Genomic DNA, 14,948 nt, shown 5'->3' on the forward strand with positions numbered 1-14,948 from the left:
GGCGCCTGCCCTTCGTTCGCGACTGCGGGACTTCGCTTCGCTGCGTTCCTCGCGCTCACGGCAGGGTCAGGATCTCGTGGCCGTCGTCGGTCACCACGATGGTGTGCTCGAACTGGGCCGTCCACTTCCGGTCCTTGGTGACCACGGTCCACCCGTCGTCCCACATGTCGTACTGGTAGGTGCCGAGCGTGATCATCGGCTCGATGGTGAACGTCATTCCCGGCTCCATGATGTCGGTGGGGCGCGGGCTGTCGTAGTGCGGCACGAAGAGCCCGCTGTGGAATGACTCGCCGATGCCGTGGCCGGTGAAGTCGCGGACGACGCCGTAGCCGAACCGCTTGGCGTACGACTCGATGACCCGGCCCACGACGTTGATCTGGCGACCCGGGGCGACCGCGCGGATGCCGCGCATCATCGCCTCGTGGGTGCGCTCGACCAGCAGCCGGGCCTCCTCGCTGACCTCGCCGACACAGAAGGTGGCGTCGGTGTCACCGTGCACCCCACCGATGTACGCGGTCACGTCGACGTTGATGATGTCGCCGTCCTGCAGGACGGTGGAGTCCGGGATGCCGTGGCAGATGACCTCGTTGAGGCTGGTGCAGCAGGCCTTGGGGAAGCCCTTGTAGCCCAGTGTCGACGGGTACGCGTCGTGGTCGCAGAGGAACTCGTGCACCACCTTGTCGATCTCGTCGGTGGTCACGCCGGGCTTGCAGTGCTCGCCGGCGAGCTGGGTCGCCTGGGCGGCGAGACGGCTCGCGATCCGCATCTTCTCGATGGTTTCCGAGGTCTGCACGTGCGAGCCACGCCACTCCTGCGGGCGCTTCTTGCCCACGTACTCCGGGCGGGGAATGTGGGTGGGCACCGGTCGCATCGGGGAGAGCGTGCCTGGGGTCAGCGGCGGGCGGACGGTCATGCCGCAAGCCTATCGCCGGAGCTGCTGGTGACCCGCGCCACGGCGGGCCCGGACCGGTTGTTGCCCTGCCAGGTCGCCTATGCCATGGTGTCTGCGTGGATCAAGGGGGAGCACCACCAGTCTTCTCCGCCAGCGCGGAGATCGACGGTGATCACCTCCGTGTGGTGGTGGCCGGTGAGGTCGACATGGCGACCGCCGACACCATGCTCAACACCGCGCTGCGTGAGCCCGCCGAGCAGATCACCCTCGATTTGAGCGCGGTCACCTTCTTCGACTCGGCCGCCATCCACGCCCTCGTCCGGCTCGCCCAGCAGTTCTCGGGCACGCTCACCGTGCTGCCGTCGCGGCAGGTCCGCCGGGTGTTGGAGATCTCCGGCCTGGGCGAGCAGAGCTGGCTTCGGCCGGTCTGAGACACCCCGGCCGTCGCCGGGCGCGCGGTCAGCTCCGCAGCTGCCGGCGCACCGTCACCTCGGTGCCCTCATCGGTACGCCGCACCGACAGGTCGCCCAGGGCCTTGATCAGGGTCAGCCCACGCCCACGGAACCCGGAGTTGGTCGACTCGCGCCACTGCCCGCTGTCGCGCACGGTTGCGGTCACCGTCCGATCGTCGATGGCCACCTCCACGCTGATCATGGCCTCGGCGGGGTGGACCGGGTGCTCGATGGCGTTCGCGGCGGCCTCGGAGACGGCGACGGTCAGGTCGAACAGGTCCGTCTCACCGACCGCGTGCGCGACCAGGAAGTCCTCCAGGCGCTTGCGCAGCACGCTCAGCCGGGTCGGGTCCGCCGGCAGCCGCAGCACGAAACGGTTCAGCTCCGCCGCCTCCAGGGCGAGGACCGCCACGTCGTCACGGCGCGGCTGCCCGGCGACCCGCGCGACCACCGCGTCGATCAGGTCCACCACGTGCTCACCCGGGGTCGCCGCGTCGACGCACAGCTGAGCCAGCGCGGCGTCGATGTCGAGCTGACGGTCCTCGATCAGCCCGTCGGTGTAGAGCAGCAGTCGACTGCCGGGTGCCAACTCCCCCTCGACCCCCTCGTACGTCGCGTCGGGGATGGCGCCGACCGGCGGGCCGAGCGCACGGTCGTGCAGGAACGCAACGTCGCTTCCTCTGATCACCAGTGGGGACGGGTGACCGGCGCTCGCGTACCGCAGACGGCCGGTGCGCGGGTTGAACAGCAGACAGACCACCGTCGCGAAGGATCGACGCTCGGTGGACCCGACCAGTCGGTTGAGCCGGGTCAGCGACTCACCCGGGTCGTAGCCCTCCAGCAGGTACGCCCGCAGCGCGTTGCGCAGTTGCCCCATCGCCGCGGCGGCCTGGACGCCCTTGCCGACCACGTCCCCGATGACCAGGACCAGTTCGTCGTCCTCGAGAGCGATCACGTCGTACCAGTCACCGCCGACCTCGACGTCGGCGCTGCCGGGGAGGTACCGGCTGGCCACCACCGCGCCGGGCAGTTGGGGCAGCGTCCGGGGCAGCAGGCTGTGCTGCAACGTGGTGGCGATGCGGTGTTCGGCTTCGTAGAGCTGGGCGTTCTCCAGTCGCACCCCGACCAGCCGGGCCAGCTGGGTCAACGCGGCCTCGTCGGCCTGCGCGTCGTCGCCGGCCGGCCGCCAGACCTGCAACTCGCCGAGCGTCTCGCCGGTGGTGCCCGTCAGCTCGGCCACGAAGAACGGATCGGTGGCGGTGGTGGCGCCGGTGTCCGCCTCGGATCGGGCGCCGGTCGCGGTCACCACCACCCGGGCGGCCTCGGCGAGGCTGAGCGCGTGCCGGGCGGCGACCTGGAGCACGTCGCCGGTGGACCGGGCGGTGTTCACCGCCACCGCAGCGTCGGCCAGCGCCCGGAGCCGACGGATGATCTGCCCACGAAGCTGACCCAGCTCGACGTTGGCCCGGACCCGGGCGATCAGCTCCTGGCTGGTGAACGGCTTGGTGAGGTAGTCGTCGGCCCCGACGGAGAGGCCGGCGACGGCCTCGGCGGAGCCGGCCCGGGCGGAGAGCAGCACGATCGGCACATGCCGGGTACGCGGGTCCGCGCGTAGCGCGCTCACCAGCCCGAACCCGTCCAGCCGGGGCATCATCACATCGGTGAGCACCAGATCGAAGCCGCCCTCGCGGGCCAGCGGCAGTGCCGCCAGCCCATCGCGCGCGGTGACCACCTCCCAGGTCGGGGAGAGCAGCCGGGTGACGTGTTCGCGCAGGTCGGCGTTGTCGTCGACGACCAGGATGCGTCCGGCTGGGGTGCCCTCCGTCGGCCGGCTGTCGAACTCGGGTGCCGGGCCGGCGCCGGTCCACAGCGCGGTCTCCGCCACGTACAACCGGGCCTGCTCCGGCGCACCCGCGGGCAGCGGGCCGAACGCCGCCACCCGGTCCGCGGGGAGGTGCGCCGACCCGAACGGGACGGTCACCGTGAAGGTGCTGCCCTCGTCGAGCTGGCTGGTCAGCCCGACCTCGCCGCCGTGCATCTCGACTAGCTCCCGGACCAGCGCCAGGCCGATCCCGGTGCCCTCGTGGGTGCGCGCGCGCACCCCGGGCACCCGGTGGAAGCGCTCGAAGACGTGCGGCAGCTCGTCCGGCACGATGCCGATGCCGGTGTCGCTCACCTCCAGCCGGGCCACACCGTCCGTGGCCCGGACCCGCACCCGGATCTCGCCGTCGAAGGTGAACTTGACCGCGTTCGACACCAGATTGAGGACGATCTTTTCCCACATGTCCCGGTCGACGAAGACCGGCTCCGAAAGCGGCGGGCAGTCCACCACCAGCCGCAATCCGGCCCGGTCGGTGGCCGAGCGGAAGGTGCTGGCCAGCCGGGCGGTGTAGCCGGCGAGGTCGGTGGGCTGGTAGCGGGCGGCGAGCCGCCCGGACTCCAGCCGGGAGAAGTCCAGCACGGTGTTGACCAGCTTGAGCAGGCGCAGCGCGTTGCGGTGCATCATGGTGAGCCGGTCGATCTCGGCGGCGGGCAGCGCCGGATCTGCCAGCATGTCCTCCAGCGGGCCGAGCACCAGGGTCAGCGGGGTACGGAACTCGTGGCTGACGTTGGCGAAGAAGTTGGTCTTCGCCTGATCCAGCGCGGCCAGCTCGGCGGCACGGGCCCGTTGCTGCTCGTACTCCCGCTGCGTGCCGACCGCACGGGAGATCTGGGCGCCGACCAGGTCGAGGAAGGTGCGGTAGTCGTCGCTGAGCGGCAGCCGGCGGGCCACGCCGACGACCAGTGCGCCGACCGTCTGGTTGGTCGCCGTGAGGGGAAGCACGAAGGCCTGGTCGGCGGCGTCGACCGGCGTCGGGTCGAGCAGATCGGCCACCTGGACCGTGCCGGCCTGGCCGTCGGCGGTCACCCGGGCCAGCAGCTCCGGGGTGACGCCGACGGCGGCCGGGTCGGTGCCGGTCGACGCGGCCAGGGTGAGCCGGCCGCTCTCGTCGGCCAGGTAGATCAAGGCGAAGGGCACGTCCGCCCGGTACCGGCCGAGCACCTCGGCGGCGGTCCGCCCGAGTGCGGCGGCGCTGCCGATGTCGCTCAGGTCGGCACCCAGCTCGGCCAGTGCCCGCAGCCGGCGCTCGCCGAGCACCCGGCCGGTGGTCTCGTTGACGATGCAGTAGACGCCACTGACCGAGCCGTCGTCACCCCAGATCGGGTCGTACGACACGTTGAAGTAGGTCTGCTCGACGAAGCCGTGCCGGTCCAGCAGGAAGGGGTGGTCCTCGCCGCGGTAGGAGCGCCCGGTGCGCCGGACGCCATCGAGCAGCGGGCCGAGCACCGCCCAGGTCTCCGCCCAGTGCGGGCGGGCCGGTTGGCCGAGCACGTCCGGGTGTTTGCTGCCGATGGTCGGCCGGTAGGCGTCGTTGTAGAAGGCGAGCTGGTCGTCGCCCCAGAACATGACGATCTGCGCGCTGGAGGCGAGCATCATGCCGACCGAGTTGGAGAGCGCCACGGGCCACTGACCGGGTTCGCCCAGCGGACCGCTGGACCAGTCGAAGCCGCTCAGCCGCTCCCCCATCTCGCCACCGGCCACGAAAGCTGCTGCCAGCATCGGGGGGATCTCCCCGCCGGACGCGACGGGATGCCCGGCGTCCGCGCCCCCCTGGGCCGAGCTCATACAGCCTCCCCGCTCCGGTCGTGCCCCGCGACCGTTGATCTTCGCCTGCCGTGCTCCGACTTGTACCCCAGCGGATCAGCAACGTAACGCATGACGATGCTTGGACGCTGTTTATGTCCGACTGAGCCGTCGGGCACCGGACAGCGCGGGTACGCAGCCGGGTCGAGCGGCAGTTGCCGGAGCGCCGCGACGGGTCAGAAGACGGGCAGCCCGTCGATGCTCGCCGCGTTCCTGGTGGCCCGGTAGTCCACCAGGTCGTCGGTGGTACGGCGGGAGTGTGACGTGAGCAACAGGTCACGTTCGGCGCGGAAGTCCATCAATGGCACCGCGTAGCCGCAGGAGTCGCTGACCCGCTCCACCTCGACGGTGATCACGGCCCGGACGGCGTGCACGTCCGGCGGTGCGGGAAACTCCGCGAGCCGGTCGGCGAAGGCACCCTCGGTCACCGCGACGCTGCTGCCCCGACCATGCAGCCGGACGATCTTCGGCGACCCGTCGAAGGCGCAGAACATCAGCGTGATCCGGCCGTTGTCCCGCAGGTGGGCGATGGTCTCCGCCCCACTGCCGTGGTAGTCGAGGTAGGCCACCCGGTGCGTGCCGAGGATGACGAACGTGCCCCGCATGCCCTTCGGCGAGACGTTGACGTGCCCCTCGGCACCGGACGGCGCGGTGGCCACGAAGAAGACCGGCTGGGCCGCGATGAAGTCACGCAGTCGACCGTCGATCTCCGGATAGACCTTGCCCATGCGCCGATCCTCCCACCGGTCACATCACCGGGCGGGGGCGACGTCCGTCACATCCGTCATCAACCCGCTGGCCAGCGGCCTCGACCAGTGCGGTGATCGGGCGAGGATCCGGCTCGTTCTCCGGATGCCACTGCACGCCGAGCACGAACGGCAGAGCCGGGTCCTCGACCGCCTCGACAACGCCGTCCTCCGCCCAACCGGTGACCGCGAGCCGACCCGGCTCGGCGACTGCCTGGTGGTGGTACGAGTTGACCTGGTCCACCCCGGCCAACACCGTCGCGGCCAGGCTTCCCGGCGCGAACCGCACCGCGTGGCCGCCATAGACGCCGGGCGCTGGACGGTGCGCCTCATGACCGACCACGTCGGGCAGGTGCTGGTGCAGGGTGCCGCCGTAGGCGACGGCGAGCAACTGCATCCCCCGGCACACACCCAGCACCGGCAACTCGGCGGCGAGCGCGGCGGCCAACAGGGTCAGCTCGCCAGCGTCCCGGTCCGGCCGATCCTCCGTACGCGGGTCGGGCGGCTGGCCGTACCGCCCCGGGCCCACATCGGCGCCTCCGGCGAGCAGCAGCCCGTCGAGGACGGCCACCACGTCGCCGTCCAGGTCGTCCGGCGGCAGCACCACCGCCCGGCCACCGGCGGCCGTCACCGCCCCCACGTACGCCTCGGGCACCAGCACGGCCGGCACGCCCCGCCAGGCCGCCCAGTCGGCGGGCTCGACGTACGCGCTGATCCCGATCAGCGGCCGGCGCCTCAGGGCCGGCAGAGTTCGCGACTGCGGGGCCGCTCTCATAGGGGCGTGACGTACGCGCCGGTGATGCCGCCGTCGACCACGAACTGCGCGGCGGTCATGAACGAGGCGTCGTCGCTGGCCAGGAACGCCACCGCGGCGGCGATCTCCTCCGGTTGCCCGAAGCGGCCCATCGGCACGTGCACCAGCCGGCGGGCGGCCCGCTCCGGGTCGGCGGCGAACAGCTCCAGCAGCAACGGGGTGGCCACCGGGCCGGGGCACAGCGCGTTGACCCGGATGCCCTCGCGGGCGAACTGCACACCCAACTCCCGGGTCATCGCCAGCACGCCGCCCTTGCTCGCGGTGTACGCGATCTGCGACGTCGCCGCGCCCATCAACGCCACGAACGAGGCGGTGTTGATGATCGAGCCCTTGCCCTGGCGGCGCATGTGCGGAATGGCGTACTTGCAGCACAGGTAGACGCTCGTCGTGTTGACCCGCAGCACCCGCTCCCACGCGTCGAGACCGGTGTCCAGGATGGAGTCGTCGTCCGGCGGTGAGATGCCGGCGTTGTTGAACGCGATGTCCACCCGGCCATGCCGGTCCGCCACACCGTCGAACAGGTCGCGTACCGCCGACTCGTCGGCCACGTCGGTGGCCACGAACTCACCGCCGCACTCGTTGGCGGCCCTCTCGCCGGCCGACGTGTCGATGTCCACGCAGATCACCCGGGCCCCCTCGGCGGCGAACCGCCGGACGGTGGCCAACCCGATGCCGCTACCCGCTCCGGTGACCACGGCCACCCGGTCCTGCAACCGACCCTGCACTGGCGTCACTCCTCTGTCGAAATGAACACGTTCTTGACGTCGGTGAAGGAGTGCAGCGCGTCCGGGCCCAGCTCACGGCCGAGTCCGGAGCGCTTCATCCCGCCGAACGGGGTCCAGTAGCGCACGGAGGAGTGCGAGTTGACGCTGAGGTTGCCCGCGTCGACAGCGCGGGCCAGGCGGAGGGCGCGACCCACGTCCCGGGTCCAGATCGAGCCGGAGAGGCCGTACTCGGTGTCGTTGGCGAGCCGGATCGCGTCGGCCTCGTCGTCGAACGGCAGCACCGAGACCACCGGGCCGAAGATCTCCTCCCGCCAGTGCCGGTCGGCCGGCGAGTCGGCCAGCAGCACCGTGGGCGCCTGCCAGAACCCGGGGCCGTCGGGGCAGGAGCCGGTGAAGGCGACCTTCGCCCCGGCCAGGTAGCCGGCGACCCGGTCCCGCTGAGCCGCCGAGATCAGGGGCCCCATCTCGGCGGTGTCCCGGGACGGGTCCTCCACCCGCACCGCGCGTACCGCTGGTTCGAGTAGTGCCAGGAAGCGGTCGTACACCGGACGCTGGACCAGGATCCGCGACCGTGCGCAGCAGTCCTGGCCGGCGTTGTCGAAGACCGCGCCCGGCGCGGTCGCGGCGGCGCGCTCCAGGTCGGCGTCGGCGAACACGATGTTCGCGCTCTTGCCGCCCAGCTCCAGGGTGAGTCGCTTCACCTGGGCGGCGCAGCCGGCCATGATCCGTGTGCCGACCTCGGTGGAGCCGGTGAAGCAGATCTTGCGGACCGCCGGGTGGCTGACGAACCGCTCCCCCACCACCGCGCCCTCACCCGGTACGACGATGAGGACGTCGTCGGGCAGGCCCGCCTCGCGGGCCAGCTCGGCGAGCCGCAGCGCGGTGAGCGGGGTCAGCTCGGCGGGCTTGAGCACCACGGTGTTGCCGGCGGCTAGGGCCGGGACGAAACCCCAGGCGGCGATCGGCATCGGGAAGTTCCACGGCACGATCACGCCGACCACGCCGAGCGGCTCGTGGAAGGTGACGTCCAACCCACCGGGCACCGGGATCTGCCGCCCGGTCAGCCGCTCGGGCGCGCCGGCGTAGTAGTCCAGCACGTCGCGAACGTTGCCGGCCTCCCAGCGGGCGTTGCCGATGGTGTGCCCGGAGTTGCGGACCTCCAACGCGGCAAGCTCGTCCAGATGCGCGTCGATAACAGCGGCGAACCGCCGCAGCAACCGCGCCCGATCCCCCGGCCCCACCGCCCGCCACGCCTCGAACGCCGTCGCGGCCCGCGAGATCGCCGCATCAACCTCCTCCACGGAGGCCCCGCTGACCTCCCGAAATCCCATCCCAGAAGCCGGATCCACCAAAACGGTCACGCACTCCACCTCCCTGCCCGGTCGATCATGGAGTTGTGGTGCCCCACAAAAGCCCCCCTCCCCGACATGCCGCCCACCACAAGTCCATGATCGACGCGGGGAGCTGGGGCGCGGCGGGGCTGGGGGGGACCGCTAGAGGCGTTCGAAGCCACGGGTCAGCTCCCAATCGGTCACCGCCGCGTCGTACGCCGCGAGTTCCACTCTTGCCTGGTTGGCGTAGTGGGCCACCACCTCGGCGCCGAACGCGTCCCTTGCCACCGTGGAGTTTTCCCAGAGGGTCAGGGCATCGCGCAGGGTGCTGGGCACCCGCTCCGCGTCCGGGTCGTCGTACGCGTTGCCGGTGCATTCCGCGCCCAGCTCCAGCTCGCCGTCGATGCCGTGCAGCGCGCCGGCGACCAGCCCGGCGATTGCCAGGTACGGGTTGACGTCGGCACCGGGCACCCGGTTCTCCACCCGCATGCCCTGGCCGTGCCCGACCACCCGCAGCGCGCAGGTGCGGTTGTCCACGCCCCAGCGCAGCGCCGTCGGCGCGAACGACCCCGGCTGGTAGCGCTTGTAGGAGTTGATGTTCGGGGCGAAGAGCAGGCTGAACTCCCGCATGGTGGCCAGCAGCCCGGCGAGCACCCGCTGCCCGGTCGGCGACAGGTGCGCGGGGCCGTCGCCGAGCATGGCCGACGAGCCGGAAGAGTCCCGCAACGAGAAGTGGATGTGACAGGAGTTGCCCTCGCGCTCGTTCGGCTTGGCCATGAAGGTGATCGCCATGCCCTCCTGGGCGGCGATCTCCTTGGCACCGTTCTTGTAGATCACGTGGTGGTCGGCGCAGGCCACCGCCTCGTCGTAGCGGAAGGCGATCTCGTGCTGGCCGAGGTTGCACTCACCCTTGGCGCTCTCCGGGGTCAGCCCCGCCCCGGCCATCTCGGTGCGGATCCGGCGCAGCAGCGGCTCCACCCGGGCGGTGCCGAGCAGCGAGTAGTCCACGTTGTACTGGTTGGCCGGGGTGAGATCGCGGTAGCCGCGCCGCCAGGCGTCCTCGTACGAGTCGCGGAACAGCACGAACTCCAGCTCGGTGCCGGCGTACGCGGTGAGCCCGTGCTCGGCCAGCCGGTCCAGTTGTCGGCGCAGGATCTGCCGGGGCGAGGCGACCACGTCACCCGAGCCGTCGAGCCAGGCCAGGTCGGCCAGCAGCAGCGCGGAGCCGGGCTGCCAGGGCACCCGACGCAGTGTGCCGAAATCCGGCACCATCGCGAAGTCGCCGTAGCCGCGCTCCCAGCTCGACATCGCGTACCCGTCGACGGTGTTCATGTCGACGTCCACGGCGAGCAGGTAGTTGCAGCCCTCGCTGCCGTTGGCCACCACCTGGTCGAGGAAGAAGGGCGCGTGGAACCGTTTGCCCTGCAACCGACCCTGCATGTCGACGAGGGCCAGCACCACCGTGTCGATCTCACCCTCGGCGACGGCGACCCGCAGTTGTTCCAGCGTGAGCGGCGCTTTCCTCATTCGCGGGCCTCCATCACCAAGGTCTACCGGGTCGAACGGATCACCGTCAATGCCCGCTGTGGCCACCCCCGCAAACGGGATCGCTCGGATACGCGGAGGCGGCCGGCTGAGGCCGTACCGCGTCCCGGTCCGCCGCAGCGGCGGACCGGGACGAACGGGTCAGCCCGGCCCGTCGACAGGTGTCGGGTCGGGCGACCGCGCCGGGTCCTCGACGGTACGCACGGGGCCGGTGAACCACTTGCGGGCCGAGGCGTACCACCAGACGGCGACCACCAGCAGCACCCCGCCGACGGCCAGCGGCGCGTAGTTCACCGCCGACCAGGTGAATTCGTCGTTGCCGGGCACCCCGGCGGGCACGATGGGCAGCACGAAGTAGACCGCGATGACCGCGATCTCGATCACCGCGATCCAGCCGAGCAGCTTGTACTTCCGTCCCAACGTCCACGGGCCGGGGGTGAACCGGTCGCCCATCCGCAGGCGCAGCGCGATCGGGATGAGGAAGGACAGGTAGAGCCCGAGCACCGCGACGGACACCACCGCGTAGAAGGCGATCGGGATGCCGGCCGAGCTCTCGTAGAGCGCCGGCAGGGTGAGGACCATGCCGGCCACGGTGGCGCCGATGATCGCGTTGGCCGGGGTGCCGTTGCGGTCCACCTTCGACCACAGTCGCCAGCCCGGCACCGCCCGGTCGCGGCTGAACGCGTACGCCATGCGACTCATCGATGTCACGCAACTCATCCCGCAGAAGAACTGCCCGATGGTGGAGATGATGATGACGACCTTGAAGAAGACCGGGGTCAGCGCGGACTCGAAGATCGCACCGGAGAAGCCGCCCGCGGCGTTGACCGCCTCGACGTCGGTGGCCGCGAAGAGGAACGCCAGCAGCAGGATCCAGCCGCCGACCGCCGAATAGAAGATCGACTGCCAGAGCCCGCGAGCGGCGGCCTGTGAGGCGCCCCGAGTCTCCTCGGAGACGTGCGCACAGGCGTCGAAGCCGGTGATCGTGTACTGGGTCAGCAGGAAACCCAGCGGCAGCACGTAGAACCAGAACGTCAGCCCGCCGACGTCCCCGTCACCGAAGCCGGAGTTGTTGAACCGCTCGGTGAACACGAACTGGAAGCTCTGGTGGTTGTCGGGAACGAAGACCAGGATGGCCACCACGACGGCCGCGCCGGCCACGTGCCACCAGACCGAGACATTCTGGAGTACGTCGATGATCCGGTGCCCGAAGATGTTGATCAGACCGTGCAGCGCCAGGATGATCACGAAGAGGATGAACGCCTGACGCAGCGTCCCGGCCCAGCCGTCGAAGAGCGCCGACAGGGTGAGATTGAGGAACGTCGCGCAGCCGTAGTCGACCGAGGCGGTGACCGCCACCAGACCGATCAGGTTCAACCAGCCGGTGAACCAGCCGTGCACCGGACGGCCCATGGTGGCCGCCCACCAGTAGATCCCGCCCGCGGTCGGGTACGCCGACACCAGCTCCGCCATGCAGAAGCCGATGATCAGGATGAACAACGAGATCAGCGGCCAGCCCCAGGAGATGGCGACCGGCCCGCCGTTGTTCCACGCCTGGCCGAAGGTGGTGAAGCAGCCGGCCAGGATCGAGATGATCGAGAACGAGATGGCGAAGTTGGAGAAGCCACTCCACTTGCGGCGCAGCTCCTGTTTGTAGCCGAGTTCGGCGAGCCGTCGGGCGTCGTCGTCCATCGGATGCTCGGCGGTTGGCACGGGGGTCGTTGCCACTGCACACCTCCCTGAGGTGGTTCCGCGTGCGAGTGCGCAAAGTGTGATCCCGGCCGATCAAGGCGGTCAATACGTAGTCGGTGGGAATCTCACCGCCGTCGCGGCTAATTGTGTTGCCACTCCGGCCACCCCGGCCGCATCCTTGACCCCGTGACCAGGCCCGTTCGCGACGGGCCACCCCCCGGGCGCTCGGACCGCCCGGCCGCGGCGGCGCGGGGCACGACCTCTCTCTCACGTACGGCAATTCGCCGTACCCGACAAGTGCCCCGCGCCCCCACCCCTCCTTCGTTCGGGTGATCAAGAGGTTCGCGTCAGATTTCGGACCGCTCGTGACGCGAACCTCTTGATCACCAACGAAGCGGGGTCAGGTGAGGAGGAGGCCGGCTACCCAGAGAGCTGTGATGATCACGCAGGCCAGGAACTCCACCAGCATCGACAGGCCGGCTGCTTTGAGCGCCTGCACCGTGGACGGCCAGGCGAGTTGGTTGCTGCCGAGTCGCAGCCGTTCCGCCGCCCAGACCCCGCCGACGAAGCCGAGCACCAACCCCACGATCGGCACCACGAAGAACCCGACGATGCCGAGCACCCCACCGGCGAGCAGCGTGGACATCGGCACACCGGTGCGTTTCAGGTTCCGCCCGGGCCACGCGTACTTGATCACGGCGCCGCTCGCGGCGACCAACGTGGCAGCGGCGAACACCGCCCAGCCACCCATGCCGGCACCGCCGAAGATCGCCCAGACCAGCACCCCACCCCAGCAGAGCGGCAACGCCGGCAGACCGGGCACCACCACGCCCGCCAACCCGGCCAGGATGGCCAGCGCGGCCACCACGGTCACCACCGTCTGCGAATCCGTCAGGCTCACGCCGCCACCCCGCCGCGCAGCCGGGCCGTTATCGCATCGGCCGGTGCCGGGGCACCGAAGTATCGGCCCTGCCCGGTGTCGCAGCGCAGCGCCCGCAACCGTTCCGCCTGCACCCCGGTCTCCACCGCCTCGGCGGTGACCCACAGCTCCAACGCGTGCGCCAACCGGACCAACGCGTCGACGATCCGTTCGTCGCGGTGGTCGGCGGCGACGTCGGCCCCATCGGCGCGGATGCCCTCGACGAACGGTCCGGCGAGCTTCAGGGAGTGGATCGGCAGCCGCCGCAGGTACGCCAGGTTGGAGTAGCCGGTGCCGAAGTCGTCCACGGCCAGCCGGACGCCGAGCGCGGCGAGCCGGTGCAGGCTGCGCAGCGGCTCACCGGCGCTGCCCATCACGGCGCTCTCGGTCAACTCCAACTGGAGCAGCTCCGCCGGCAGCCCGCTGGTGTGCAGCGCGTCGGCCACCGTGTCCACGATCGCCGGGTCGTCGGCCTGCCGCGCGGCCAGGTTGACGCTGACCACCAGCTTGGCGTCGGGGAACTCCCGCCGCCACTGCTCGGCGTCGTGGCAGGCCTGCCGCAGCACCCACTCGCCGAGCCGGACGATCAGGCCGGTCTCCTCAGCCAGGCCGATGAACCGGTCGGGCCCGATCAGACCCAGCTCCGGATGTTCCCACCGGACCAGCGCCTCCACCGCGAGCATGCTGCCCTCCAGTAACGAAACGATCGGCTGGTAGTGCAGCACGAACTCACCCCGGTCCAGTGCGGCCGGCAGCCCGGCGACCAGCGCCGACCGGGCGATGTCCCGGGCGCTGCGCTCCGGGTCGTAGACCGCCCACCGGCCCCGGCCAGCCGCCTTGGCCCAGTAGAGCGTGCTGTCCGCTGCTTTCATCAGCTCCGACGCGGTGGTCTCCACGGCCGGGCACTCCACGATGCCCACACTGGCCGAGACGGCCAACTGATGGTCACCGACGTGCACCGGGGCCGCGACGGCGGCCAGCGCGGCCTCCGCGACAGCCACCGCATCCTCGATGTCGTCCCCGCCGTCGACGAGGATCACGAACTCGTCGCCGCCCATCCGGGCGACCAGGTGGCCATGATCGGCCACGCACGCGGCCAGCCTCCGGCCGATCATCACCAGCAGCCGGTCACCCAGGTCGTGGCCGAGGCTGTCGTTGATCGCCTTGAAGCCATCCAGGTCGAGGAAGCACACCCCGACCCGCTGCCCGGCGCCCGCACTGTCGAGGACCCGGCCCAGCGTCTCGAAGAACAGCGTCCGGTTGGGCAGCCCGGTCAGCGGGTCGTGCAGCGCCTGGAAGCGCAGCCGCTGCTGGAGTTCGTACCGCTGGGTGATGTCCTCGACCAGCGCGACGGTGAACCGGGGCCGGCCGTCCTTTCGGATCAGCGAGACGGCCAGATCCGTCCAGACCACGGTGCCGTCCTTGCGGTGGTAACGCTTCTCCACCCGGGCCGCGTCGTGCTTGCCGTCGATCAGCTCCTGGTACAGCTCCCACATCCCGGCGGCGTCGTCGGCGTGGAACAGCGCCGCCACGTTGGTCTCGCGCAACTCCTCGATCGAGTAGCCGAGCATGTCGGCGAACGCCTGGTTGACGTCGATGATCCGGCCGTCCACGCCGGCGATGCCGATCCCGATCGCGGCACCGGTGAAGACCGCCCGGAACCGGGCCTCGCTGTCGCGCAGCGCCTGCTCGACCTCGTCGCGCGCCTGCCAGGCGGATCGGGCGATCCGCTCCTGCTGGCTGAAGGTGCGATCACGCAGCGCGCTGGCGAACCCGGCGGCCAGCCCGCCCTGCACCGCCGCGATCCGGTCGGCCAGGTCCGCGGGCTGGTCACCCGCGCCCAGCACCCGGCGCGGGAAGTCCACACCGAGGGCGTGCAGCGTCCAGTTCAGGGCCTGCGGCTCGGTGAGGTGCGCCTCCACCAGCGCTCGCCCGACCTCCTCGGCGGGGCGGGCGGTGAACGGCTCCGCCCGCACCGCCTGGGCCAGCCGGATCGTGTGCACCAGCAGCAGCCGCTCGGTCTCGGCCGCGCTGAGGGGCACGAAACCGAGTCGGCGAACCGCGCGGGCCCAGTCGCCGGCGTACCCCTGGGCGTCGGCCCGTCCGGCGTCGACCCCGATGGGATCCGGGACAGCGGCCACTGGAGA

At 71.0% G+C, this 14,948-nt stretch carries 11 protein-coding genes; 1 reads left to right on the forward strand and 10 read right to left on the reverse strand.

Features of this window, described 5'->3' with window-relative positions:
• Window positions 1-55: 55 nt before the first annotated feature.
• Window positions 56-913 carry a type I methionyl aminopeptidase gene (gene map, locus ABZS37_RS11645; RefSeq protein WP_355167977.1) on the reverse strand — a complete coding sequence of 286 codons (858 nt, stop codon included), beginning with the start codon at window positions 911-913 and terminating at the stop codon, window positions 56-58.
• Window positions 914-1,008: 95 nt separating this feature from the next.
• Between map and ABZS37_RS11650 the strand changes: the two genes are divergently transcribed.
• Window positions 1,009-1,323, forward strand: coding sequence for an STAS domain-containing protein (locus tag ABZS37_RS11650; protein ID WP_355167979.1), 315 nt, complete (start codon window positions 1,009-1,011; stop codon window positions 1,321-1,323).
• A gap of 28 nt (window positions 1,324-1,351) precedes the next feature.
• Here ABZS37_RS11650 and ABZS37_RS11655 read toward each other — a convergent pair whose 3' ends face one another.
• From ABZS37_RS11655 to ABZS37_RS11695, 9 genes are all read right to left on the reverse strand, one after another.
• Entirely contained in the window at window positions 1,352-5,011 is a 3,660-nt protein-coding gene (locus tag ABZS37_RS11655) for a SpoIIE family protein phosphatase (RefSeq protein WP_355167981.1), read from the reverse strand.
• 194 nt (window positions 5,012-5,205) lie between these two features.
• Entirely contained in the window at window positions 5,206-5,757 is a 552-nt protein-coding gene (locus ABZS37_RS11660; RefSeq protein ID WP_355167983.1) for a pyridoxamine 5'-phosphate oxidase family protein, read from the reverse strand.
• Window positions 5,758-5,776: 19 nt separating this feature from the next.
• Window positions 5,777-6,550, reverse strand: coding sequence for a gamma-glutamyl-gamma-aminobutyrate hydrolase family protein (locus ABZS37_RS11665; RefSeq protein ID WP_355167985.1), 774 nt, complete (start codon window positions 6,548-6,550; stop codon window positions 5,777-5,779).
• Complete coding sequence (locus tag ABZS37_RS11670) at window positions 6,547-7,314, reverse strand: 3-oxoacyl-ACP reductase (protein ID WP_355167987.1); 768 nt, start codon at window positions 7,312-7,314, stop codon at window positions 6,547-6,549. Before ABZS37_RS11670 ends, ABZS37_RS11665 begins: the two co-directional genes overlap by 4 nt.
• A gap of 5 nt (window positions 7,315-7,319) precedes the next feature.
• Window positions 7,320-8,675, reverse strand: a complete 1,356-nt coding sequence (locus ABZS37_RS11675; RefSeq protein ID WP_355167989.1) for an aldehyde dehydrogenase family protein — start codon at window positions 8,673-8,675, stop codon at window positions 7,320-7,322.
• A gap of 132 nt (window positions 8,676-8,807) precedes the next feature.
• A complete protein-coding gene (locus ABZS37_RS11680) occupies window positions 8,808-10,172 on the reverse strand; it encodes a glutamine synthetase family protein (protein WP_355167991.1) in 1,365 nt (454 codons plus the stop codon).
• Between the two features lie 159 nt (window positions 10,173-10,331).
• Complete coding sequence (locus tag ABZS37_RS11685) at window positions 10,332-11,918, reverse strand: amino acid permease (protein WP_355167993.1); 1,587 nt, start codon at window positions 11,916-11,918, stop codon at window positions 10,332-10,334.
• Window positions 11,919-12,282: 364 nt separating this feature from the next.
• The gene (locus ABZS37_RS11690) at window positions 12,283-12,783 is read right to left on the reverse strand and encodes a DUF456 domain-containing protein (RefSeq protein ID WP_355167995.1); all 501 of its coding nucleotides are present in this window, start codon (window positions 12,781-12,783) and stop codon (window positions 12,283-12,285) included.
• A complete protein-coding gene (locus ABZS37_RS11695; protein ID WP_355167997.1) occupies window positions 12,780-14,942 on the reverse strand; it encodes an EAL domain-containing protein in 2,163 nt (720 codons plus the stop codon). The genes ABZS37_RS11690 and ABZS37_RS11695 overlap by 4 nt, the downstream gene beginning before the upstream one ends.
• Window positions 14,943-14,948: the final 6 nt, after the last annotated feature.

The sequence above is a fragment of the Micromonospora sp. NPDC005413 genome, assembly GCF_040606435.1.
Lineage (GTDB): Bacteria > Actinomycetota > Actinomycetes > Mycobacteriales > Micromonosporaceae > Micromonospora.

Excerpts from the sequence above, each read along its gene's own strand:
- ABZS37_RS11655 (WP_355167981.1), bottom strand. The coding sequence starts at position 5,011 with ATGAGCTCGGCCCAGGGGGGCGCGGACGCCGGGCATCCCGTCGCGTCC.
- ABZS37_RS11660 (WP_355167983.1), bottom strand. The coding sequence starts at position 5,757 with ATGGGCAAGGTCTATCCGGAGATCGACGGTCGACTGCGTGACTTCATC.
- ABZS37_RS11665 (WP_355167985.1), bottom strand. The coding sequence starts at position 6,550 with ATGAGAGCGGCCCCGCAGTCGCGAACTCTGCCGGCCCTGAGGCGCCGG.
- map (WP_355167977.1), bottom strand. The coding sequence starts at position 913 with ATGACCGTCCGCCCGCCGCTGACCCCAGGCACGCTCTCCCCGATGCGA.
- ABZS37_RS11680 (WP_355167991.1), bottom strand. The coding sequence starts at position 10,172 with ATGAGGAAAGCGCCGCTCACGCTGGAACAACTGCGGGTCGCCGTCGCC.